This is a genomic window from Aureibaculum algae (assembly GCF_006065315.1).
Lineage (GTDB): Bacteria > Bacteroidota > Bacteroidia > Flavobacteriales > Flavobacteriaceae > Aureibaculum > Aureibaculum algae.
Map to the genome: position 1 here is coordinate 4,712,365 of NZ_CP040749.1, position 24,799 is coordinate 4,737,163.

General features: G+C 33.2%; 23 protein-coding genes. 17 read left to right on the forward strand and 6 right to left on the reverse strand.

Features of this window, described 5'->3' with window-relative positions:
* Positions 1-43 precede the first annotated feature (43 nt).
* A complete protein-coding gene (locus FF125_RS19950) occupies positions 44-1,231 on the reverse strand; it encodes a glycoside hydrolase family 5 protein (protein WP_138951740.1) in 1,188 nt (395 codons plus the stop codon).
* A gap of 438 nt (positions 1,232-1,669) precedes the next feature.
* Between FF125_RS19950 and FF125_RS19955 the strand changes: the two genes are divergently transcribed.
* The 10 genes from FF125_RS19955 to FF125_RS20000 all read left to right on the forward strand — a co-directional run bounded on the left by FF125_RS19955 (position 1,670) and on the right by FF125_RS20000 (position 12,086).
* On the forward strand, positions 1,670-2,479 hold the full coding sequence (locus tag FF125_RS19955) for a hypothetical protein (RefSeq protein ID WP_138951742.1): 810 nt from the start codon (positions 1,670-1,672) through the stop codon (positions 2,477-2,479).
* 167 nt (positions 2,480-2,646) lie between these two features.
* A complete protein-coding gene (locus tag FF125_RS19960; RefSeq protein WP_138951744.1) occupies positions 2,647-3,090 on the forward strand; it encodes a hypothetical protein in 444 nt (147 codons plus the stop codon).
* 345 nt (positions 3,091-3,435) lie between these two features.
* On the forward strand, positions 3,436-4,413 hold the full coding sequence (locus FF125_RS19965; protein WP_138951746.1) for an AAA family ATPase: 978 nt from the start codon (positions 3,436-3,438) through the stop codon (positions 4,411-4,413).
* A 6-nt stretch (positions 4,414-4,419) separates the two neighbouring features.
* Positions 4,420-6,936 carry a S8 family peptidase gene (locus FF125_RS19970; protein ID WP_138951747.1) on the forward strand — a complete coding sequence of 839 codons (2,517 nt, stop codon included), beginning with the start codon at positions 4,420-4,422 and terminating at the stop codon, positions 6,934-6,936.
* A gap of 304 nt (positions 6,937-7,240) precedes the next feature.
* Entirely contained in the window at positions 7,241-7,888 is a 648-nt protein-coding gene (locus FF125_RS19975; protein WP_138951749.1) for an HAD family hydrolase, read from the forward strand.
* 13 nt (positions 7,889-7,901) lie between these two features.
* Positions 7,902-8,885, forward strand: a complete 984-nt coding sequence (locus FF125_RS19980) for an aldo/keto reductase (protein ID WP_138951751.1) — start codon at positions 7,902-7,904, stop codon at positions 8,883-8,885.
* A gap of 91 nt (positions 8,886-8,976) precedes the next feature.
* Positions 8,977-10,479 (forward strand): YfcC family protein, encoded by a 1,503-nt coding sequence (locus FF125_RS19985; RefSeq protein WP_138951753.1) that lies wholly within the window; start codon positions 8,977-8,979, stop codon positions 10,477-10,479.
* Positions 10,476-10,895, forward strand: coding sequence for a DUF3995 domain-containing protein (locus FF125_RS19990; RefSeq protein ID WP_138951755.1), 420 nt, complete (start codon positions 10,476-10,478; stop codon positions 10,893-10,895). The genes FF125_RS19985 and FF125_RS19990 overlap by 4 nt, the downstream gene beginning before the upstream one ends.
* Positions 10,896-11,056: 161 nt before the next feature.
* Positions 11,057-11,599 (forward strand): DUF4287 domain-containing protein, encoded by a 543-nt coding sequence (locus FF125_RS19995; RefSeq protein ID WP_138951757.1) that lies wholly within the window; start codon positions 11,057-11,059, stop codon positions 11,597-11,599.
* Between the two features lie 265 nt (positions 11,600-11,864).
* Entirely contained in the window at positions 11,865-12,086 is a 222-nt protein-coding gene (locus tag FF125_RS20000; RefSeq protein ID WP_138951759.1) for a hypothetical protein, read from the forward strand.
* Here the strand turns inward: FF125_RS20000 and brnQ are convergent.
* Positions 12,068-13,381, reverse strand: a complete 1,314-nt coding sequence (brnQ, locus tag FF125_RS20005; protein WP_138951761.1) for a branched-chain amino acid transport system II carrier protein — start codon at positions 13,379-13,381, stop codon at positions 12,068-12,070. The two genes, FF125_RS20000 and brnQ, sit on opposite strands and share 19 nt — an antisense overlap.
* Positions 13,382-13,421: 40 nt before the next feature.
* Between brnQ and FF125_RS20010 the strand changes: the two genes are divergently transcribed.
* Positions 13,422-14,210, forward strand: a complete 789-nt coding sequence (locus FF125_RS20010) for an alpha/beta fold hydrolase (RefSeq protein WP_138951763.1) — start codon at positions 13,422-13,424, stop codon at positions 14,208-14,210.
* 39 nt (positions 14,211-14,249) lie between these two features.
* A complete protein-coding gene (locus FF125_RS20015) occupies positions 14,250-15,356 on the forward strand; it encodes a TlpA disulfide reductase family protein (RefSeq protein ID WP_138951764.1) in 1,107 nt (368 codons plus the stop codon).
* Here the strand turns inward: FF125_RS20015 and FF125_RS20020 are convergent, their stop codons facing one another.
* The 3 genes from FF125_RS20020 to FF125_RS20030 all read right to left on the reverse strand — a co-directional run bounded on the left by FF125_RS20020 (position 15,357) and on the right by FF125_RS20030 (position 18,709).
* Positions 15,357-15,926 (reverse strand): DUF4377 domain-containing protein, encoded by a 570-nt coding sequence (locus FF125_RS20020; protein ID WP_138951766.1) that lies wholly within the window; start codon positions 15,924-15,926, stop codon positions 15,357-15,359.
* Positions 15,927-15,988: 62 nt separating this feature from the next.
* Entirely contained in the window at positions 15,989-17,035 is a 1,047-nt protein-coding gene (thiL, locus tag FF125_RS20025; protein WP_138951768.1) for a thiamine-phosphate kinase, read from the reverse strand.
* 81 nt (positions 17,036-17,116) lie between these two features.
* On the reverse strand, positions 17,117-18,709 hold the full coding sequence (locus FF125_RS20030) for a S41 family peptidase (RefSeq protein ID WP_138951770.1): 1,593 nt from the start codon (positions 18,707-18,709) through the stop codon (positions 17,117-17,119).
* An 86-nt stretch (positions 18,710-18,795) separates the two neighbouring features.
* Here FF125_RS20030 and FF125_RS20035 point away from each other — a divergent pair, with 86 nt between their 5' ends.
* Entirely contained in the window at positions 18,796-20,715 is a 1,920-nt protein-coding gene (locus FF125_RS20035) for a M1 family aminopeptidase (protein WP_138951772.1), read from the forward strand.
* A gap of 4 nt (positions 20,716-20,719) precedes the next feature.
* Complete coding sequence (locus FF125_RS20040; protein WP_317129652.1) at positions 20,720-21,616, forward strand: metallophosphoesterase; 897 nt, start codon at positions 20,720-20,722, stop codon at positions 21,614-21,616.
* A gap of 81 nt (positions 21,617-21,697) precedes the next feature.
* Here FF125_RS20040 and FF125_RS20045 read toward each other — a convergent pair whose 3' ends face one another.
* On the reverse strand, positions 21,698-22,471 hold the full coding sequence (locus tag FF125_RS20045) for a TerB family tellurite resistance protein (RefSeq protein WP_138951774.1): 774 nt from the start codon (positions 22,469-22,471) through the stop codon (positions 21,698-21,700).
* A 95-nt stretch (positions 22,472-22,566) separates the two neighbouring features.
* On the opposite strand from FF125_RS20045, the gene FF125_RS20050 reads away from it, so the two are divergent.
* The 3 genes from FF125_RS20050 (at position 22,567) to FF125_RS20060 (ending at position 24,792) form a co-directional block, all read left to right on the forward strand.
* On the forward strand, positions 22,567-22,977 hold the full coding sequence (locus FF125_RS20050) for a BrxA/BrxB family bacilliredoxin (protein ID WP_138951776.1): 411 nt from the start codon (positions 22,567-22,569) through the stop codon (positions 22,975-22,977).
* Between the two features lie 77 nt (positions 22,978-23,054).
* Complete coding sequence (locus tag FF125_RS20055; protein ID WP_138951778.1) at positions 23,055-23,792, forward strand: lysophospholipid acyltransferase family protein; 738 nt, start codon at positions 23,055-23,057, stop codon at positions 23,790-23,792.
* A gap of 13 nt (positions 23,793-23,805) precedes the next feature.
* Complete coding sequence (locus FF125_RS20060) at positions 23,806-24,792, forward strand: acyl-ACP desaturase (RefSeq protein WP_138951780.1); 987 nt, start codon at positions 23,806-23,808, stop codon at positions 24,790-24,792.
* The last annotated feature ends 7 nt before the right edge of the window (positions 24,793-24,799 follow it).

Consider the following 24,799-nt stretch of genomic DNA (forward strand, 5'->3'; position numbering starts at 1 on the left):
TTCCTACCGAAGTCTTAAAATTTAGATTGCCTTTAGTTGTTAACTATTTAACCGCGTTTTTAATTATTGTTTCTGCCTGTTCTACTGAAGTCCAAGTTAAAGTATTTCGATTAAACAATTGATAATCACCGCCATCATCCCACAGAATGGTTAATAAATCTCTTGCAGTTGCTTCTTTAGCATAAAACGCAGCATATTCAATACGATTTTTAACCGCTATAGTCTTTTTTGTTGCCCATTCTCCCAATATAACAGGGCGTTTTTCTTCAACAATCCATTTTTGTCTAATTTTATCAAACTCGGCTCTCAAATCTGCTTTGTCTTGAGCAGACCCCCATGTTCCTTGACCTTCTAGGGCAAACAAATAGGGAAAATAAGAGTGCAAAGAAATAATAATCTTTGGGTCGTTATTTGGAATAACTAATCCGTTCATTGCGTCAGGAGAAGTGCTTGCTGCCCAAGTAGGTATCATAAGATGCCTTTTAGCGTTGTTACCACCAGTTGCTCTTATAGCATCTACTGATGTTTTAAGATAATCGTTAATAATATTTCGCCCCTCAAGAGTACCTCCAGTCCATTCCTGCGGAATGTTTTTGATTCTAGGTTCGTTCATTACTTCAAAAATTAAAGATTCATTGTATTCTTTAAAATAGGTAGCAACTTGTGTCCAAAGACTGTGCAAACGCTTATTAACATTCACGGCTAAAGATGGTATAGGTTTGGCCCACTCATTATCATGGTGTAAATCTATTATTACGTGCATTTGATTTTCTAAACCGTAATCAATTATTTTTTTAATTCTTTCAAGGTAATTTAGTTCAATTTGATAAGGTGCAATAGCACTTTGATTCCACTCCCAAGTAACAGGTATTCTTAGCGTTTTGAATCCCATCTCACTTACGGCATCAATTATTGCTTTGTTGGGAAGTGGATTTCCCCAATCGGTTTTATCTTTGGAAACCACATCAAAACTATTTCCTAGATTCCATCCTACACCCATTTCAGCAACCAATTCAAAGGAAGTAATATCACGAGCCTCACCAATTCCGTGCATACTTGAGTCTACCGTAGCAGTGGGCAGGTCGGGTTGTAGATCTTGAACAGGGATTGGGTCTTTAATCGTTGGTGTTTCATTTGATTGACCACAAGAAGAAAGGAATACGAACAAAGCAGATACGCCAATAATTATAAGTTTTAGATTGTTGGATTTCTTAAAAATTCTTGATTTCATATCATCATTTTATTTGTAATCAAATTTAAGAATTTATTCAAAGATAAAGTCATCATTAAGATAATGATTAACGTTTATGCTCTGATTTTAATCGAGGTGAAATAACCGATGGGTATTCTGACAGTCTCCACTGCAAGAAAGAGATCCGTTAGTGCCATTTTTGCTCAATTAAAGTGTTTTTTGTAAGGATAACTATCGGGATTAAATGAAACAAAAGAGGTGTCTAGAAATCTTTTTTTTAAATTCACTTTACATTAATTCAGTTTGTTTCTAAACGAATTAAAAATTATATTTGTACGTAGTCGCTAAACAAAAACCCAATTTTCTCCCTTCAACCCAGAAGCTTTAAAATTTGAATTTGTTTTAGTAATTAACAGTTTAAAATAATAACCCTACCGATACTTTGGGAATGATTATACATATAATGTAGCTAATTTGATGAAAATAATATTTTTTATAATATCTCTGACAACCGTCTCATTTCTTCAAGCACAAGAACAAGAGCCAACCGTTTATTCAGAAATTTTCGACAATTACTCCCCTAGAAATTATTATCGAGTTAAAAACGGACAGCCTAACAACTTAACAATTAATGATACAATCATTTTGAACAAATCTGAAACATGGATTGAAAAAAATATTTATACGTTTGAAAGCCCAAATAAAATTCTAGTTAAAAAGTTTAGGAATGATTCTTTAGCTAAAGATGAAATATATAAACTTGATTCTATCGGTAGATTAATCAATTATGAAGGAAATATTAAATACAGTAAAGGTGAGTGGTATATAACAAGGTTAAACTTTACTTATGAATCGAATAAAAAGATAATTGAAAAGATTAACCGATTCGGTAAAATTCACATGCGTTACGAAGTTGAGTATGATAGCCTTAAAAATCCAATAATACTTAGAGATATTATTGTTGGTCCAGATTACACAAAATTAGAAAGTGTAAAATATGATTATAAACATGGAATTTTTACGCACATGGATTTCAACTATGATGGAAATTTAAGTAAAGAAGAAGAAGGTTATATAAATCTTGATTACGTAATTGATAGAAATAAATTTGGAGATATTACAAGAATGTACTGGATGACGTCAAATAAACAAGATAATATTATTTATGACATCGAATATGTTTATGATCAGTTTAATAATTGGATAAAAATGGTAAAAATATTAAACACGGGGAATACTAAAAAAGTTTACTCGAAAACCTATCGCAAAATTAATTATAATAACTAACAGTAATAATAATTCACGTGGCGACCACAAAGCTTAGGGTTTTTACGAAAAATTACTAACTTTAAAAATGGCTTGGTACTTAAAGACTATTCTACAACGAAACAAGAGCTATAATTTGACCATAAAAAATGAAAATTGATTATAAATTGGATAAAATTTTTCCCTTAATGTTCATAATTATCGGAATTACTCTTATTGTTTGTGGACTAATACTTCTGGGAACTTTTGACTCAAGAATGAAAATTGGAATTACAATTTTATCATTTGGACTTATAATAGTATTTACTCGAAAAGGAACAATTGTTGATTTTAATCAACGCAAAATAAAACATTATGTTGGACTTTTCTTTATTAAAATCGGAAACTATAAAACAATAGAAGATTATACTTTTATCTCGGTGTTAATGATAAATCAAAAGAGTTTCGGATATAGTAGAACGGGAGTTCAATTCTCTGAAAGAAAGAGAATTTATAGAATATGTCTGTTAAATAAGACACATAGAAACCGATTAAAAATTGCAGATTTTAAAGACGAAAATAATGTCCATTTAGAAGTACAAAGAATAGCTAAAAATTTGAAGTTGGAATATGTTAATTATAGTCCGACATAAAACACTAAAGTCACCAACAAAAAAACCAACCTAAAACCTCTCAACGACTCAATATAAAAACTAGTAAAGTTTACTTAGACCATTCAATTTTTGAATAAAAATTTGAAAGCCGCTCTAAACCCCTAACATTTACCGCTTTATTATTTGTTTGTAACCCTTTTTTTTATAACTTAGTTTACATAAATTTGTAACGCTAAACAAACCCCTATTTTCTCCCTTCAATCCAGAAGCTTTAAAATTAGATTTGTTTTAGTAATTTAGCCTTAGGAAAAATAACCCAATTGCATATATACGTAGGAATAATATAAAATAAATACTCTACGAAATAGAGTAACTTTGTAGAAAATGGCTGCAGCAGAACAAATAAAAAGTTTAATTAAATCTTTCGGAGATGGAGATGAATCTCGATTCTTTGCGACTGCTATGCAAATTGCAGCTTCTGAAGCAAGAAAGGGGCATACTACTTTTGCACAAGAACTAAAAAATCTAATAGAACGGGCAAAAAAAGAGCGTTCAAATTCCTTTTTAGATAAAAGGAAGACTATTTCAATATCTAAACCCAAACGAGAATTAAATGAACTTATTGAAGTATTTCAACCTAAGATTAAGCTCAATGATATGGTTTTGGATAAACAGGTTAGAGAATCCTTAGATCGCGTTGTAGAAGAGCAAAGAAAAGTAGATCTTTTAAGACAACATAATCTAACTCCAAAAAGGAAACTATTGTTGACAGGTATACCTGGTTGTGGAAAGACAATGACTGCTCAAGCCTTAGCAGGTGAATTAGGTCTTACTGTTTTTATAATACGACTTGACGGCCTTATGTCAAAATTTATGGGAGAATCCATAGCAAAATTGAGAATGATATTTGATGCTATGGAAGATCATAGAGGGGTTTATTTATTTGACGAATTTGATTCCATCGGTGCTCAAAGAGATCAAGGACAAGATGTTGGGGAAATAAAGAGAGTTCTAAATAGCTTTCTTATTAACATTGAAAAAGATCAATCTAATAGCATTGTAATTGCAGCAACTAATTTACCTGATTCTTTAGACAAAGCATTATTCAGAAGATTTGATGATATTATCCGTTATCCATTACCAGAAATTGGAGAGATTAAAAAAGTTCTAAAAAAGAATCTATATGGATTCTCATTATCAACAAAAACATCTCTTGATAAAATTGCTAAACAAGCCATAGGACTTAGTTATTCAGATATTGTTGGAGCTTGTGAAGAGGCCATAAAGGAAATGATAATTTTTAGTAAAACTAAAGTTACTGTGTCATCTCTTATGACTTCACTTGAAAAGCGAAAACTATAATTTTAAATGACTGACCAAACCCCTCTTAGGCATATAAAAATTGAAGGCTATTCTCAAACTAGAGATTACATAAGCCCTAGACGAGGTAATTCCCCTCCTATTAAAATCCGTGATAGAAGGGTTCATGGGAGTAGAATCCAACAGCATATAAATAGTATAAAAAAACAGTTTGATTCCTTAAAAGAAATTGATCTTCCTGATGGTATAGTTCGTGATGATGCTGTTTATGTAGAGTTTATTTCTGACTACGATTTTGAACTTGCTTTTGATAGTCTGAATAGTGATGCAGCAATTCCTAAATTTCAACTTCTCAATATCAAAAAAGAAACCACAGAAGATGGTTCTAGATATAGGGTAAATGTAATGTTAACTGAAGGAGGAATAAGTCATTTCTTAATAAAAGTAAATGAATACATTTCAGAGAACACAAGATATAAAGGAAAAGAAACAGAAACGCCAAAGAACAATAAGCTTATAAGTAATATTGAATCCATTCAACTTGCAACATTAGAAGCATTTTGGACAGAACCTCGTGAAAACCCATTCCCAGAAGAAAATGATATAGTTTGGTGGGAAGTATGGTTTAGAAAGAAAAAAGGAATTGAGCCTGCTTCAGAATATAATAAAATAATCTATCAATTGGGATTAGTTGACGCTCAAATTTCTGAACAAGAATTAATCTTCCCTGAACATTTTATTAAATTAGTAAAAGCTTCCCCTCGTCAACTTTCAGAATCACTTTTTTTACTTGATAATCTTGCTGAATTAAGAAAACCTAAAGAAACTGCTGATTTCTTTACCAACTTAAATATATCGGAAAAAGAAGATGCTGTTAATGAACTTAAAAGTAGGATTGAAAATCATACAACTAAAAATAGTGTAGCAATTTGCATATTAGATGCTGGTGTTCAAAAACAACATCCTTTACTAAGAGATTTTATCCCCAATAGTAACCTTTTTAGTTATAAGCTAGATAGTTGGGGAACACACGACAGTGGCAGTGGAATTGAAGGAGGTCATGGAACAGGCATGGCAGGACTCGCACTTTATGGAGACCTTACTGCCGCTTTTTCTTCGACAAGTAATATTCAAATCTATCACCAATTGGAATCTGTCAAATTCATAAATAAGCCTGACCCTCACAATCCGCTTTTTTATGGTGCAGTTACTTTGGAGGCAGTCAACACACCTATTGTTTCTGCTCCATTTCGCCCAAGAATATATTGTATGGCGGTGACAGATAAAGATCAAGCATATTATGGCCGTCCTTCATCTTGGTCAGCATCTTTAGACAAAATCACTTTTGGTAGTGAAGATGAAAATTTGGAGAAACAATTATTTTTTGTTTCAGGCGGAAATGTAATCATTGAAACTCCTAGTGAATTTCCAGATAAAAATGTTTTAGAATCAGTACATGATCCAGCTCAGGCATTTAATGCAATAACCGTTGGAGCTTATACTGAAATGGATACTATTGATTATAACGAATTTCCAGACTCAGAATTATTGGCAGAAAGTGGAGGAATGTCACCAGCTAATTCAACATCTGTAATTTGGGAAAATGATTGGGCTATAAAACCCGACATAGTTATGGAAGGCGGAAATCTAATAAACCAAAGAGGTGATATTGTAACCTCTCATTCCTTACGACTTTTAACTATACACAAAAATTATCGCTCAAATTTATTGCAAACCTTTGGAGACACCAGTGCAGCAACGGCATTAGCTTCTCGTTTTGCTGCTAGACTAAAAAATGAATATCCAGGTTTATGGCAAGAAACAATTAGAGGTTTAATGATCCATTCTTCTGATTGGACACAAACCATGTTAGGCGGTAAAAGTATACAAGACGTAGCATCTTTTAATAAAGACGAGAAAAGAAACCTATTGCGGTCTTTCGGATATGGTGTTCCAAATTTAGAAAAAGCTCTTTATAGTGCAAAAAATTCATTGACATTAATCGCAGAAAAAGAAATAAAACCATTCAAGAAGGAAGGTAATATCAAGTTTAATGATATTCATTATTTTGAACTTCCCTGGCCAGCAGAAGTTCTTCAAGATAGCTTAGGAGAGACAGATGTAAAATTGAATATTACACTTTCTTACTTTATTGAACCAAATCCCGGTAGCAGAAAATACAGTAATAAATTCAGCTATCAATCACATGGTTTAAGATTCAATGTTATTAAACCAAATGAAGATGTAGAGACTTTTCATAAACGAGTGAATAAAAACACTCGTGAAGAAGGAGAAAGCGGATTTTCTGGAGAGAGTTGGATAATTAAAGAACAATACCGAAATAAAGGATCAATCCACCGTGATTTTTGGATTGGTTCTGGTGCAGATTTAGCCACGAGAAATCAAATAGCAGTTTACCCCGTTTCTGGCTGGTACAGAATGAGAAAAAAACTTGAAATGTATGATTCTTCTGTGAGATATAGCTTAATTATTACAATTGAAGCACCTAAAATTGACGTAGATATTTACACTCCAATAAGAGTATTAATTCCTATAGAAGTATAAAGTCAGCCAATACAATTTACCCAGTTATATCATTTCTCCGAGGTTAGGCAAGAGTAATTCCAATAAGCAGTAATTGACAAAAATATATTGAACGAAAATACAGTAATATTAATAGTATATAATTAGCGTAACGGATAGCTAAAATACCATAAACAAACAATTCTGTAAATATAATATTTTAATCTCGCCATTTTTAAAAAGCTAAGAGTAATAAAAACTTTTTCAACAAAATAAATTAACGGCTAGCACTAGTTCATTTTTAATAAAGTTAACGTAATTTTGAAGTTCAAAATAGTTGTATAACATGAATTTTAAAGGCGTACTCTTTGATTTAGACGGTACATTGGTAAACTCACTAGAAGACATTGCCAATGCAATGAATAGTGTGTTGTCCCATTATAATTACCCTACACATACCTTAGCAGACTACAAGTCATTTACCGGAAAAGGAATTTTAAGCTTAGTTCAAGTAGCCTTACCAAAAACGGCCCGAGATGAAAAAACAGTGACTTCATGTCATCAGCAATTTCTAGAAATTTACAGTGAAAATTGCACCGTTAACACAAAACCTTATGACGGTATTGTTGCTTTGCTTGACGAATTAAAAGCTCGCCAATTAAAACTTGCGGTTTTTTCTAATAAAGCAGATCATTTCACTAAAAAAATAGTAGAAACCTTAATGCCTGGTTATTTTAATAGCGTTGCAGGCTTAAAAATTGAAGCTTATAAAAAACCCAATCCCTTAGTGGCCTTACAAATTTGTGAGCAGTTAAACATAAAACCCGAAGAGACTATTTATGTTGGCGATACCAATGTAGATATGCAAACGGCTACCAATGCAACTATGTATGGTGTTGGCGTACTTTGGGGCTTTAGAAGCAAAGAAGAGCTTATCGAAAACGGAGCAAAACAAACACTAAACCACCCTTTAGATTTACTACAATCTTTATAAAACGAACTACATCATGAAAACACGACAATTAGGCAACAACGGATTCAACGTAAGTGAAATTGGTTTAGGCACATGGCAAATTGGAGGTAATTGGGGGCAAGATTTTTCAACCCAAAAAGCCATGGATATATTAACTACCGCCGTAGAAAATGGGGTTACGTTTTTTGATACTGCTGATGTGTATGGAGACGGAAAAAGTGAAGCCTTTATTGGCGAGTTTTTAAAAAATACAGATACAAAAATTAAAGTGGCTACTAAATTTGGTAGAGGAGCAACTGTTTTTCCGAATAACTATACTAAAGATGAGCTTAAAAAAGGTATTGAAGCATCACTAAACAGACTTGGCGTAACCTCTTTAGATCTCATGCAATTGCATTGTATACCCACCGCTGAATTAAAAAAAGGTGACATATTTGATTGGTTACGGGATTTTAAAAGTGAAGGACTCATTAAAAATTTTGGTGCAAGTGTAGAATCTGTTGAAGAAGGGTTACTCTGCTTGGAGCAAGACGGCTTACTAGCCTTACAGATTATTTTTAACATCTTTAGACAAAAACCAATTACTGAATTGTTTTCACAAGCCGAAGCTAAAGGCGTGGGCATTATTGTTAGGCTGCCCTTAGCCAGTGGTTTGCTTACAGGTAAGTTCACCAAAGAAACTAAATTTCATGAAGAAGATCATAGAAATTTTAATAAAGACGGTGCCTTTTTTAATGTAGGCGAAACTTTTGCCGGACTTCCTTTTGAAAAGGGTATTGAAATTACGGAAGCTCTAAAAGCATACGTTCCTGAAGGTTTAACCTTAACACAAATGGCATTACGTTGGATCTTAGACCACAAGGCGGTTTCAACAATAATACCTGGAGCTAGCTCACCAAAACAAGCAGAAAACAATGCTTTTGTTTCTAGTATAGCACCATTATCTAAGGAACTGCATCAAGAACTCACTGAATTTTATAATACGGCTATTCACGAATACATTCGCGGGGTTTATTAATTTTTATTTGGACATAAATTTCGATAGGGCGTGAATAATAGACCGCAAATTTATCCTTAACTTGCCCTTATAATTGACCAACCCTTGTCTTATGCGTTTCAAAAAATTAAAATTCCCCTCAGCACAAACCATTTTATTAATAATTGCGGGTTTAGTGGCCCTACTCACATGGGTAGTACCTGCCGGAAAATTTGATAGCTTAACCTATGATGCTACTGCCAACGCATTTACCAAAACAAGTTTAGAAACAACCACAACATTACCTGCCACACAACAAACCTTAGACAATTTACAGATTAAAATACCCTTAGAAAAATTTACCAGTGGTGCTATTTACAAGCCTATTGGCATCCCCAACACCTACCAACAATTAACATCTAAACCACAAGGTTTTGCCGCTTTTATGCAGTCGCCCATAAAAGGGATTATTGCCGCGGCAGATATTATTTTCTTAGTCTTAATTATTGGCGGTCTTATTGGTATTATGAACCTCACCGGAGCATTTGATGCCGGTATTGCTTGGCTAGCAAAAGCCTTAGAAGGAAGAGAATTTATTTTAATTATTCTAGTTACCTGTTTGGTAGCCTTAGGCGGAACCACTTTTGGATTGGCAGAAGAAACCATTGCCTTTTTCCCGATATTAATTCCCGTTTTTATAGCTGCAAAATACGATGCTATGGTTGGTTTGGCGTGTATCTTTTTAGGCTCTTCCATTGGCACGATGTGCTCTACGGTAAATCCGTTTTCAACCATAATAGCCTCTGATGCTGCGGGTATCAATTGGACCACCGGACTCAACGGTCGGTTTTTAATGCTAATCATTGTACTTTTTATCAGTATTTGGTACATATTGCGTTATGCCAAACGTGTAAAAAACGACCCTACAAAATCTATTATTTACGATCAGAAAGAAGAAATAGAAGCACTTTTTCACATTAAAGAAACCAATGCTAAACTTAAATTAACCAACAGATTACGATTAATTTTATTGGTATTTACCTTGAGTTTTGTCATTATGATTGTTGGCGTTTCTAAATTAGATTGGTGGTTTGTAGAAATGACCACTACCTTTTTAGTAGGAGCTATAATTATAGGGTTTTTAGGAAAAATAAAAGAATCTAACTTTGTAGAAGCCTTTTCTAAAGGAGCTGGTGAATTGTTAGGGGTGGCCTTTATTATAGGTATTGCCAGAGGTGTTTCTGTACTTATGGACGATGGCTTAATTAGCGATACCATGTTATACCATGCAAGCACAATTACCGAAGGCATGAACAAAGGTGTTTTTGTAAATTCCATGCTTTATATTTACGGAGGCTTGTCCTTTTTTATTCCGTCTTCTTCGGGTATGGCGGTATTAACCATGCCTGTTATGTCTCCATTGGCTGATACTGTTGGCGTAGGCAGAGAAGTGATTGTGAACACGTACCAATATGGTATGGGTTTGTTTTATTTTATAAACCCCACAGGCCTAATTTTAGCCTCTTTAGCTATTGTAAAAATTGGTTATGACAAATGGTTAAAATTTGTACTTCCCTTATTTATTACGGTTATTTTAGTAACCATGATAGCACTTACAATTTCTGTGTATTTATGATACTTGCTATAATTTTAAGTCTGGTCTTTTTTTTATTAGCAGCAATTCATTTCCATTGGGTTTTTGGAGGCAGTTTTGGTTTTGCCGCTTCATTGCCCACGAAAACAACTGGCGAAGGTGTTTTAAATCCCAAAAAAATGGACAGTGCCGTTGTTGCCATTGCACTGACCACTTTTGGCCTTTTTTATTTGGTGAAAGACCATCTCATTAACGTAAATCTTCCAACATGGATATTTACCTATTTCACGTGGATTATTCCTGCTATTTTCTTATTAAGAGCTATGGGAGATTTTAAGTATATCGGTTTTTTTAAACGGGTAAAAACTACTGATTTTGCCAGATTAGATAACCTCTTCTTTTCTCCTTTGTGTTTAATTATTGGTGTTTTGGGAATTTTGACTGAAGTATTGGGGTAATAAAAAGAACGGTAAAAACCTGTATTTTAGACTTTTCAATCCCTCCGTCTTCCGACTGAAAAAGTCGGAATCCACCTCCCTTTCACTAAAGGGAGGAGCCAAAAAATAATATTTATTATAATTTATAGTAACTTAGAAGTCACATAACCAAACTTAAAGCCATGGAAAAAGCATTACAAACAATGATTGACAATATGCCTGAGAAAACAGGTAAATCATTAGAACAATGGAAAAGTATACTACAATCTAAAGACTTCGAAAAACATGGCGAAGCTGTAAAGTATTTAAAAAGTGAGCATCAAGTTACGCATGGATTTGCAAATACAATTGCTACACTTTCAAAAGAAAATAATGACACTGCTGAGGACTTGGTTACCAACCAATACAAAGGTAAAGAAGGTTTATTTCCCATTTATGAAAAATTAATTGCTACCGTAAAATCTTTTGGTAATGATGTTACTATAACTCCAAAGAAAACAACGGTAAGCATTATAAGAAAACGGCAGTTTGCGTTAATAAAACCTGCAACCAAAACCCGAATTGATTTAGGTTTAAAATTAAAAGATGTTCCAACTACAGACCGACTTGAAAACTCCGGTCCTTTTGGAACCATGTGTACGCACCGCGTAAAATTAAATTCAACCGCCGAAATTGATAAGCAGTTATTCAATTGGTTAAAAGAAGCTTACGAAAAAGCAGAATAAAACGGAGAAAATTAAAGTTATTTCCAAAAAAATAAAGCTAAAGTGCTAGCCTTTAGCAATTTTAAGCTGTTTTTATTGTTTTTTATAGTGTAAATTAATAAATTAGCACCTTATTTAATCGCTAAACATGTTCTCCCCTAACTCCCCCAATTTTACAATTGGACTACATTTATTAAAAAAAGGAATTAGGTTTACTTTCTTACCTAAAGTACAGCATGTTTTAAACATACCTAACTATCTTTAAAACCAACTAAATCAACCTTACATGTCACACCCGCATTCGCATAGAAAGAAAAAGTTCATGGACCATTACAGTAAACTAAGTGAACAAGATTATAAATTAGAAGTATTGTATTCTCAACAAATAACACGTCAAAAACTGGAAAAAATACGGGCTAATTTGAGTATCATTATTTGGACTATGGCCACCTTTATTGTAGTGGCTATAATCTGTACGTTTTTTGTAGTTTACCGAGCAGGACTGTAGTTTTTTCGAGCTTTATAGAGATCTATTATATTCACTAAAATAAACATTACAAAAGCAGGTAATACCCAACCCAGACTATAGTTGGCTAACGGAATACTACTTTGTATGCCGCTTAAACTTTCTGCAGGAAGTATAAACTGTAAAAAATCTGGTATACTGAATAAAAAAGTAATGATGACTACCATTCTAAAAACAGCTTTAGAAGCAAATTTGTCGGGTACCACATTCAATAAAATCAGTATGATGGTTATCGGATAAATAAACATTAAAACGGGTAAAGCAATCATAATAATAGAATAGAAATTAAGCTGCCCTACTAAAATACCTAACACACAACCCAATACTGCGGTTATTACATAGGCTTTCTGAGAGTTTTTAAACAAACCTTTAAAGTAATCGGCTGTACCTGTAACTATCCCTACAGCAGTTGTAAAACAAGCCAACGCTATCAAAACACTTAAAAATAAATTCCCAATGGGGCCTAAGGTTCGTAGACTAATTCCCATCAATAGATTGGCTCTTTGCATATCACTACTTAAAGCGTCGTCAATAAATATTTCTGCACCATAAAATGACCCTAAAGCAATGAGTCCCGCATAAATTATAAACAAACCTGAGCCCGCTATAAAGCCTGCCTTTTTAATCAACACTTTATTAGCCTCAAATGAAGCATTACTTTTTAAATTTAGTGAAATAATGATAACGGCTCCCACCACAACGGCACCAATAGCATCAAAAGTTTGATACCCTTCTAACAGACCATCTACAATTGGCGTCTTAAAGTTAGATGGATTCATCAGCATATCACTAGAAAACAAACCAATCCCAATTACTAAAAAGAGCATGACCACAATGAGAGGCGTCAAAAACTTACCTATGAAACTTAATATTTTAGAGCGATTGAGCACAAATAACAGCACCAATCCGAAATATACACTACTGGTTAATAACGGACTTGTTTTAAAAAGTGGATAAATGGCAATTTCATGTGTGGCAGCGGCAGTTCTAGGTGAAGGTATGGCTATCGCAATGATGTAGACAATTACACAATAGATTACACTAAAAACGGGGGAAACCTTTTTACCAAAATCGTACATGGTTCCTTGTAATTTGGCATGTGCAAAAATACCGAGTATCGGTATCACTACAGCAGTAATCATAAAGCCCAATGTTACCAAAAACCAGTCAGAACCTGCATTATAACCTAATAAAGGCGGCAGTAATAAATTACCTGCTCCAAAAAATAAGGAGAACAAGGCAAACCCAGTGATAAGAATTTCTTTTGTTTTATTCACTAATTAAAAATAAGTAAGCCAATATAGTTATTTTTGTGGGATGGATAATTTTTTTACATACAAAAATACCGCGGTACGGTATCGTACTTCTGGTAAAGGAGCTGCTGTTATCTTACTTCATGGGTTTTTAGAAGATTTAACCATGTGGGATGCCGTTTCTGAAGAACTTTCAAAAAGAAATAAAGTAATATCTATTGACTTATTAGGTCATGGAGCATCCGATAATTTAGGATATATCCATACCATGGAAGAGCAAGCTGAAATGGTAATGGCGGTCTTAAAACATCTGAAATTACGCAAATATGTAATTATCGGACATAGCATGGGTGGCTATATTAATCTTGCATTTGCTAAGTTATTCCCAAGCACAATTAAAGGCGTTTGTTTGATGAACTCAACCTTTGAAGCAGATAGTAAAGAGAAAAAAATAAACCGAGATAGGGCTATTGTAGCCGTAAAACAAAATCATAAGACATTTATAAGAATGTCAATTCCCAATTTATTTTGCGAACAAAATAGAACCAGATTTAATACGGAAATTGAGCACATCATAAACAGTGCTTTAAAATTATCACTTCAAGGAATTATAGCCTCTTTAGAAGGAATGAAAATTAGAAAAGACAGTACAAGTTTCTTTAAAAAAGCTACCTTTAAAAAAATGTTGATTCTCGGAGCAAAAGATCCTGTTTTAGATTCAGAATTACTTAAAAACCAAGTAAAAAATACCGAAATTGAAGTAGTTGAATTCCCTGACGGACATATGAGTCATATTGAAAATAAAAATGAGCTCATTAAAACACTCATAGATTTTATAAAATCTTGTAATTAACATCACTTTTTAACGACAACTTAGTCACAAACACTACCTATGCAGCGAATACTATTTTTATTGACAATTATTCTTTTTACATCATGTTCTAAAAAAGAAAACTCAACGTTCACATTACAGGGTAAGATTAATAATTCTGAAAATAAGTATATCCTTCTACAACAAGAAAGTGATATAGAACGGAAAATTTCTAAACTAATAGATACTATAAAATTAGACGAAAATGGAAATTTTGAGTACGCACTTAATGATGAGCCGCACTACTATACTTTAGTACTTAATGAAAATGAAAACATACCACTAGCAATAGCTAAAGATCAGCAAATTACTATAGAGTCCATTAATTCTAAACCGTTGGTTACCGGTTCAAAAGATACCGACTTGCTTAATGCGTATGAAAAGTTGCGAAAAGAATCTTTAGACCGCTTGGTAAACACCATCAGGAAACAAATTGTTGCTGAAAACAAATCTGAAAACCCAAACCCAAAAACCATTGATTCTTTAGGTAAATTAGAGTTAAAAAATTATGATTTGCATTTGGCTGAATTAAACACTTTTATAAAGGATAAAATGGGAACTAGCATCGCCATTTACCCTACGTCATTGCGATGGAAAGATAATAATATTAAATTCTTTGATAGCTTAACTAGTGCTTTTGAAACTGCTCATCCTGATTTAGCTATTTCTAAAAAATTAAGAGAAAAAGTAACGCGATTACAACAAACGGCATTAGGCGGAAAAGTACCAGGTATTGTAATGACAGCAGCCAATAAAGATACTGTTAGCCTTTTTTCTATCACCGAAAAATATACGCTAATCGATTTTTGGGCAAGTTGGTGTGGACCCTGCCGAAGAGAAAGTGACATCTTAAATAAATTGTACGAAAAGTATAAAGACAAAGGCTTTACTATTTACGGAGTGTCTTTAGATACCAATGAAAAACAATGGACCAATGCCATGGCTAAAGACCATAGAATTTGGGCAAATGTATCTTCCTTACAAGGTTTTGAAACACCAGCCGCATATAATTTTGCAGTAACAGCGTTACCTATGAATTATTTAATAGATAGTAAAGGCATAATAATTGCCAAAAATTTACATGGGGAAGAGTTAGAAAAATTGGTTGATCAAGTAATGGCGAACTAATTATTTTAGTGCTGTTAATTCTAAACTGTTATTTTCCGAATGCTGAAACACACCTGTAATAGCTTCTTTTACAGCTAACTTTTCAGTGAGCTCATCACATAAATTAGCACAATCTATTTGAGTTCCATCTAATAACTTAAAAGTTGAATGGTCGGTCTTTGTAAAAAAAGGTTCAAAAAAACTATCGTCATAAGTTCTTGACAAAAGAATTTCGAAAGAAATTTCAGAAGCTACCTTTTCTTTACCTATCTCTTCAATAAGTTTATAGTTTATTGAACCACCGTCTGCCATTGGATTTCCAATAATTTCCTTTTCTACCTTTAACGTGTATACATAACCCAATTCATAGTCAAAACCTTCTATTCCACTATAAAAAAAATACCAATCGTCACCATCAATAGCTGCTTCTTCTTGCACCAATAAAAATTGATTAGGCATTAACGCGTTACCAGATTGTTTATAGTGATTCACTTTTAGGGTTACAATTTCCACATCATCATCACTTGTACAAGATGCTACTGAAATTAAACATGCAATAAAAAGAATCATGGAAAAGCTTATAAACTTCATAGATTAGAATTTATAAGTAGACGCGATATTAAATAAAGGGTTGCTTAGTTTATGATATAAACTTATTTCAACATGGCATTCCAACCTTGAGCTGTCAATTCTATTTTTTGATTGCCTCGTGTTATCAAATTCATGCCTTCATCTTTTTCAGTAATATGGCCTATGACCGTTAAATGCGGATTTGCCTTTATTTTAGGATAATCTGCCGTGTCAACTGTAAAAAGTAATTCATAATCTTCACCTCCACTTAAAGCCACTGTGGTACTGTCTAATTTAAATTCTTCACAAGTTGAAATTACCTGTGGGTCTAAAGGAAATTTATCTTCAAACAAGTTACAACCCACTTCACTTTGGCTACAGATATGAATAATTTCTGATGACAAACCATCGCTAATATCAATCATAGACGTAGGTTTTACATCTAGCTCTTTTAGCAAATTTGGGATGTCTTTTCTAGCTTCTGGCTTTAATTGACGCTCTACCAAATAGGTATAATTATCTAATTCAGGTTGGGCATTTGGATTGGCTTGAAAAACTTGCTTTTCACGCTCTAAAACTTGTAACCCTAAATAAGCAGCACCTAAATCTCCGGTTACAACTATTAAATCGTTAGGTTTTGCTCCATTTCTATAGACTATATCTTCTTTATTAGCCTCTCCAATTGCTGTAATACTAAGTAACAAGCCTTTTGTAGAAGAAGAAGTGTCACCACCAATTAAATCGACATTATATGTTTTACAAGCCAAGTGAATACCAGCATACAATTCTTCAATTGCTTCTAACGGAAAACGATTAGAAACTGCCAATGACACCGTAATTTGAGTTGCCTTGCCATTCATGGCATAGACATCAGATAAATTAACCATAACAGCCTTATAACCTAAATGTTTTAAGGGCATATAAGACAAATCGAAATGAACACCTTCTATCAACAAATCAGTAGTTACCAAAATCTGTTTGTTCTTAAACTCCAATACAGCAGCATCATCACCAACTCCTTTTATAGAAGATTTATGAGTTAACTTAACCTGATCTGTTAAGTGCTTTATTAATCCAAACTCCCCTAATTCAGCTAAAGAGGTTCTTTGTTCGTTTTTATCTTCTAACATATTATTTTTGTCTTTATGAGTGACGCGTCACATCTTCTAAAAATCTATTCCACATAGAATAGATTCTTGAACACGCTATAATTAATTATTTTTCTTTACTTCTATATCTTCCAAAACCCAATCCAATTCAGGGTCTATCTTATGTATTCTATCTTCTATGGTAGGTAGTATTTCTACATCTGGTTTTATTCCATATCCATCAGGATCCATTTCATACGGTGTCTCAATTTGAGCGAGACCTATATTCATTACTACTTTTGAATTAGGTAATTCAATAAATTTAAATAAACCAGCAACGGTTCCATTATAAGCACCACCAGTTTCTTCGCCTACAAAAATAGCTCTTTTATTAGCATGTAAATTTGTAGACAAGATAGAAGATGCAGAAAATGAAGCTCCATTAATCAACACATACATTTCTCCTTTAAAATACAAAGGATTTGGTTTTTTTATGTTGGCACTAGAAAATGAGTAATAGGTTTTTCCTTCATTTTTTCCAGATTTAAACAAATTGTGTATGGCTACAAAAGGTGATAACAGCACGGCTCCAATTTTCACAAATGAGGAACTATTTTTTGATAACATTGAGGTTAAAAAAGGTTGACGCGTTAACACTTCTGCTCTTTCAATTAACTGGTATTCTTTATCTGTTAAATACGAATATAATTTATCAATTTCGTCAAGCCTACCGCCCGTATTATCTCTTAAATCTAATATTAAATACTTCGTTTTTAACGAGTCTATTTTAGCAAAACTTTCCTTATAAAAATTTTTATAATTTCCGTTACCAAAGCTGCGTATTTTCATAAATGCAACACTACTATCCTTACCTATAAAATCTAAATTTCGAGTATATCTATTCCTGTCTTTTTCAAAACCATAAATATAATCTCGATTCTTCTTTTCTTTCTGCTTCAGTTTTAAATCTCTCTTTTCTTGATCTGTTAGTTTCTTTGGTTTTTTCGCTAAAGAATCTATTTCCTTTTTTTTCCCTTTTACAGAATCTTTAGGAATTCTTCTAAACATTTTCGTAAATAGAGAATCTTCTTTTTTTAATGTGATTGAAAGGCTGTCTACAAACCCTTTATCTTTATAATAAAAACCAGAAAAGCGAGAGGCTATTATTCGATTCTGAAAGGTGTTGTTATAACCATCTGATGAAAATAATTTTTTATATTTTTTAAAAAGTTTATAAATATCTTCTCCATTTATTTTGACTGCCTTACTACCAACGATGGTAGAATCTAAACCCCTTGTATCTACAATCCACAAACTGTCATTTAAGTATTCAAAATCTAAAGCATAAAACTCAAACTTATTTTTATTTAACGCCTTTCTTTCTTTACTGGTGAACCGCTTTAATGGAGGGCTAACCGTAATATGTCCTTGTCGAACTTCTGATACAACTGGAGCTAATTTTTCATAAAACTGCTTACTTGTTAAAGGCGTAACAATGGTATTTTTTAAGCTATCAAATTTATAATCTAGAGTAGGTTTTGGTATATATTGATATAACCGAGGATGTAGTTTTTGTAGTTTTTTATATGCCACATTTACATCTTTTTTTAAACTACGTGCAGAATGATTTACAGCAATTTCTTCGTTATAAGATTTAACACTTACACAAGAAAACAGCAATAAAAAAACACAAAAATATAAAAGTAGTTTTTGCATAAAAGATGGGTAAAGCACAAAAATAAAAGGAAATTTTATAATGAACTGATTTATATTGGTACTTTTAAAGTCCAAAAATACTATTTATGCCGCTAAAGCAAAACATATTAACACTTCTTTTCATTTTTGGGGGTTGCTTTGCCTTTGCACAACAATTGGAACTATCAACCATTATTGAAGCCGAAGCAAAAGCGGCAACTAAATTAATAAATTATAAAGCCAATATTAATACAGCAAACTACGATGTTACGCATCATAGAATGGATTGGGTTATTGACCCTGCCATTGCTTTTATCAATGGTGATATAACAACTACCTTTACTGCTCTAGAGAATTTAAGCACTGTAACTTTTGATTTAGATGATAACATGTTGGTATCAGCAGTTTCAGAAAACGGAACCTCATTAGCCTTTTCTCAAAATGTAAATGATGAATTAATTATTACTTTACCGCAAACATTATTACAAGGAGAATCTACAGCCATAAAAATTACATACAGTGGTAACCCACAAAGTTCAGGATTTGGCTCTTTTGAACAAACTGAACATAATGGAACGCCTATCATTTGGACACTTTCTGAACCTTTTGGAGCAAAAGGTTGGTGGCCTTGTAAACAAGACCTCAACGATAAAATTGACAGTATAGATGTGTATTTAAAAACACCAGAATTATACACTGCTGTCTCTAACGGATTAGAGCAAAGCCAGACCATAAATGCGGGACAAAAAACCACACATTTTAAACATAAATATCCCATTCCGGCCTATTTAATTGCCATAGCGGTAACAAATTACAGCACTTATAATCATACCGTAACTAATAATGGGAACCCGTTTGAGATTGTAAATTATGTATATCCTGAAAATTTAGCATCCGCCCAGAGCCAAACTCCAGTAACCGTTGAAATTATGAATTTATTTACGGAGTTATTTGAGGAATACCCTTTTGCAGATGAAAAATATGGCCATGCTCAATTTGGATGGGGTGGCGGCATGGAGCATACCACCGTTTCTTTTATGGGGAGTTTTAACCGAGGATTAATTGCCCATGAATTGGCACACCAATGGTTTGGGAATAAAATAACGTGTGGTAGCTGGAAAGATATTTGGTTAAATGAAGGTTTTGCTACGTATTTAGCAGGACTTACCATTGAAAATTTAGATGGAGACGAAGCATTTAAAAATTGGCGAACCAGCTCTGTAAATCAAGTTACTGCTCAGCTTGATGGCTATGTATATCTTTCAGATGCTGACTCTACGAATGTTAGTAGAATATTCAATGGTCGGTTATCTTACACCAAAGGATCGATGGTTTTACATATGCTCAGAAAAAAATTAGGAGATACCGCTTTTTTTCAGGGAATGAAAAATTATCTAGCAGACCCCAACTTAGCATACAGTTATGCGAAAACTCCCGATTTTATTGCAACTATGGAAAATGCAAGTGGAAAAGATTTATCAGAATTTTTTGCAGATTGGATTTATGGAGAAGGTCATCCAACCTACTCAGCAACATGGTTTCAACCTGAAAATGACGAAATAAAAATTACGATAAATCAAACCCAAAGTCATGCCTCTGTAAGTTATTTTGAAGCTCCAATTCCCGTTCGAATTACAGGAACCAACAACGAAATTTTAGACGTAGTTTTAGACAACACCACCGACGGTCAAGAGTTTACAGAATCGGTAACTTTTCAAGTAGCCCAAATTCAAATTGACCCAGATATACATTTAATTTCAACAAACAACACTGCTGTTTTAGGAATTGATAATGAAATATCCTCGCAATTTAACATTTACCCCAACCCCGTAACGAACAGACTTACAATAACCACGACAGACCTTACTAGTATTGAAAATATTATCATCTATAACACATTAGGTCAGATAGAACGTGAGTTCACTACTTCCGAAAATATTGATGTTTCAACGTTAACCAATGGTTTGCATTTTATCAAAATAAAAACGGATAAAAACACCATCAATAAATCCTTTTTAAAGCAATAATTATATGGGATTAATGCATTCTATTTTAGACAACGCTTTTAAAAATGCGAAGCCTTTAAATATAAATAAAGATTCTAAAATTATACTTTTTAGTGATCTACATAAAGGAGACAATAGTTATGCCGATGATTTTTTACATAATATGCTTATTTATCAGCATGCTATAAAAGAATATTATGACAATAATTTCACCTATATAGAATTAGGTGATGGAGTAGAACTCTGGGAAAATTATTCTTTTGAGCCCATTTACAAAGCCCATAAAAGTTCGTTTGAGTTATTAAAATTGTTTTATGATGATGACCGATTATATATGCTTTGGGGAAATCACGATATGATCTTTGGAGATCCGTTAACGGTAGAAAAAATGTTATATAAAATATTTCCACCTAAAAACATCAAACAAAAAGAGCGTCTTTTCAATTTAGAATATCACGAAAGTATGTTGTTACAAATTGAAAATACAGACAAAAAAATATTCTTAATCCATGGACATCAAGCCGATTGGTTCAATTATAGGTTTTGGAAAGTGAGTCGTTTTTTTGTACGCTATTTATGGATGCCTTTGCAGAAATGGTTTAACGTAAAAGACCCTACGAGTCCTGCAAAAAACAACACTACACTCAACAGAATTGAGAAAAAATTAAAAAATTGGATGTTGAAAAATGACAATCAAATGGTAATTGCCGGTCATACACATAGACCACGATTTCCAGATCCGGGACTGTTACCCTATTTTAATGATGGTAGTTGTGTACATCCAAATTCTATTATTGGACTTGAAATTGAAAACTTAGAAATTACCATGGTAAAATGGCATTTTGAAAAAGATGAGGATGGGCAAAATAATATTGTAAAAACGGTATTAGCTGGGCCACAAAAATTGGAATTGTATTTGTAAAAACGAATAGTTACCCAACGAATTTTCATAATACTTTTTTTACTGCCAACTGAAAACTGCTACTGCTACTGCTACTGCTAACTAAAGCCCTCTTTCTGCTTGAATTTGCTCGTATGCTTTTTGTATTTGTCTAAACTTTTCTTCAGCACCTTTTTGATGAGCTTCACCCAAGTGTCTTAACTTATCTGGATGGTGTTTTTTAGCCATTTTACGATAGGCTTTTTTAACCTCATCATTAGTAGCTGTTTTCGTTATTTCTAAAATTTTATAAGCAGTAACACTACTATACGATGTTGAAGATGATGACGAAGATGAAGAGCCATAAAACATTGCCTTAATAGATTCAAAATCGCGACTGCTAATATATAAATAGGTTGAAATACGTTTTATAGCATCAATTTCTGATTGACTAACAGAACCATCCGATTGAGCAATACCAAACAAAAAATGTAATAATTGCAATCGCGAAGCATGGGTCATATGCTCTCTGATTTGCATACATACTTGCCGTGTAGGAATAGTCCCTTTTTTTCTTATTTCATTAAATAATTTAAAAGCATTATTCGCACGCTCTTTACCATACATTCTAACAAAGTTATCACGTACATAATCCATTTCTTTTTTGCTCGATCTACCATCTGCTTTAATCACTACCGCAGCGAGTACTAACAAGCTAATTTCAAAGTCTCCACCAGCCGTCTTTGTTCCATTTCTAGGGCCTTGACCTAGTGTATTTATATCCCCTTCAGTAAATCCATCTACCAAACTACCAACAATAAAACCTAAAATACCGCCAATAGGTCCTCCTACAGACCAACCTAATGTAGCACCTATCCATTTTGAAAAATTCGACATAAAAAATATTCAATTGAGGGTCCAAAGATACATTTATCTTAGAACTATTCTTAATAATGATTATCTTTGCCATTCAATTTTAAAAAGAAAAGAATATGTATCCAGAAGAAATAGTAAAACCAATGCGTCAACAATTAGTAGATGCGGGTTTTCAAGAATTAAAAACTGCAGACCAAGTTGACGCTATATTGAGTGAAAAAGGTACCACTTTAGTAATGGTAAATTCAGTTTGTGGTTGTGCAGCAGGTACTGCAAGACCAGGGGCCATTTTATCAACTACAAGTGATAAAAAACCTGATCATTTTACAACTGTTTTTGCAGGAAATGATGTTGAAGCAGTGAATAAAGCGAGAGAACATATGATTCCGTTTCCTCCATCTTCACCTGCCATTGCATTATTTAAAGATGGTGAATTGGTGCACATGTTAGAGCGTCATCATATTGAAGGTAGATCTGCTGAAATGATTGCAGAAAATTTAGCAGGAGCTTATCAAGAGTTTTGTTAAACCTTACATTTTAACCTTCTTCATTCTTTTACTTCAGTTTTAGTAAACAGGAATGAAGAGGGATTTTTATTAAAAACATGAGAAAATTATTAGCCTATCCTTTATCTGTTATATATTACCTGTGTTTTGGATTAACACTGTTAATATTTCATCCTATTTTATGGATTAGCAATAATGTATTTGGCTATAACGCTTTAAAGAAAAGTGTTGATCTGTTTAACTTTTTCTTATTACGATGTTTAAATGTTTTAGGGACTCGCTTTACGTTTACCAATCCATATGATATAGAAATAAATCAACCTTTGATTATTGTTTCTAACCATCAAAGCATGTACGATATATCACCTATTATTTGGTATATGCGTAAACACCATCCTAAATTTATTAGCAAGGCCGAATTAGGCAAAGGCATACCTAGTATTTCTTATAACTTACGCCATGGAGGTTCTGCATTAATAGAAAGAAAAAATCCGAGACAAGCCATTACTGCCATAAAGGAATTTTCAGTTTCTGTGGTAAAAAATAATTGGGCTGCTGTAATTTTCCCAGAAGGCACAAGAAGTAAAAATGGAGTGCCAAAAGATTTTCAAAAAAGAGGATTGTTAACTTTATTTAAAGAAATACCAGAAGCTACGGTTGTTCCAATCTCGATAAATAATTCTTGGAAAACAGTACGTTACGGAAAATTTCCAATGGGCATTGGTACGCACATGACCATTACAGTACACAAACCAGTAAAAATTGCTACCTTTACAGATAAGGAGCTCTTAATAAACGAAGTTGAAACCACCATTAAAAATGGTGTTCATCCATAAAATATTTATATATATGTCGTTAAAAAATAAAAGATTAGAAGTAATGCGATTTTTGGAAAAAGATGTTGATGCATTGATTCAAAAATATTTAATCCCAGTTGATAAAATTTGGCAGCCTTCCGATTTCTTACCTGATTCTGAAGGTGATAATTTTTTTAATGAGGTTACTGAAATACGTGAACTAGCAAAAGAATTACCTTACGACTTTTGGGTTGTTTTAGTGGGTGATATGATTACCGAAGAAGCACTACCTACTTACGAGTCTTGGTTAATGGATGTTGAAGGTGTAGATCAAGTTGATACCAACCCTTGGGGAAAATGGGTGCGTCAATGGACAGGTGAAGAGAATAGACATGGAGATGTATTGAACAAATACTTGTACCTTTCTGGAAGGGTAAATATGAAAGAAATTGAAATTACTACGCAGCATTTAATTACTGATGGTTTTGATATTGGTACAGACCGTGACCCTTATAAAAACTTTGTTTACACTAGTTTTCAAGAACTGGCAACCTATGTATCTCACAACAGAGTAGCGAAATTGGCAAAAGCAAAAGGCAATAAACAATTGGCTAAAATGTGTCGTATTATTTCTGGTGACGAAATGCGTCATCACAATGCGTATTCTGAATTTGTAGAGCGTATTTTTAAAGTTGATCCTAGCCAAATGATGTTGGCATTTCAATATATGATGAAGCAAAAAATTGTTATGCCTGCACAATTTTTAAGGGAATCTGGAGACAAAATTGGTACTGCTTTTGAAGAATTTTCGAATACAGCACAACGTATTGGTGTGTACACTTCTTTAGATTATGTTGACATTTTAGACAAACTTGTAAAACGTTGGGAAATTGATAAGATTACCGACCTTTCAGATGAAGCTGAAAAAGCAAGGGACTATTTAATTAACTTACCGGCAAGAATGTTACGCTTAGCGGATCGTATGAAAATTCCTGAAAATTCTTTTCAATTTAAATGGGTAGAACCAGCGACTAAATAGATTCACT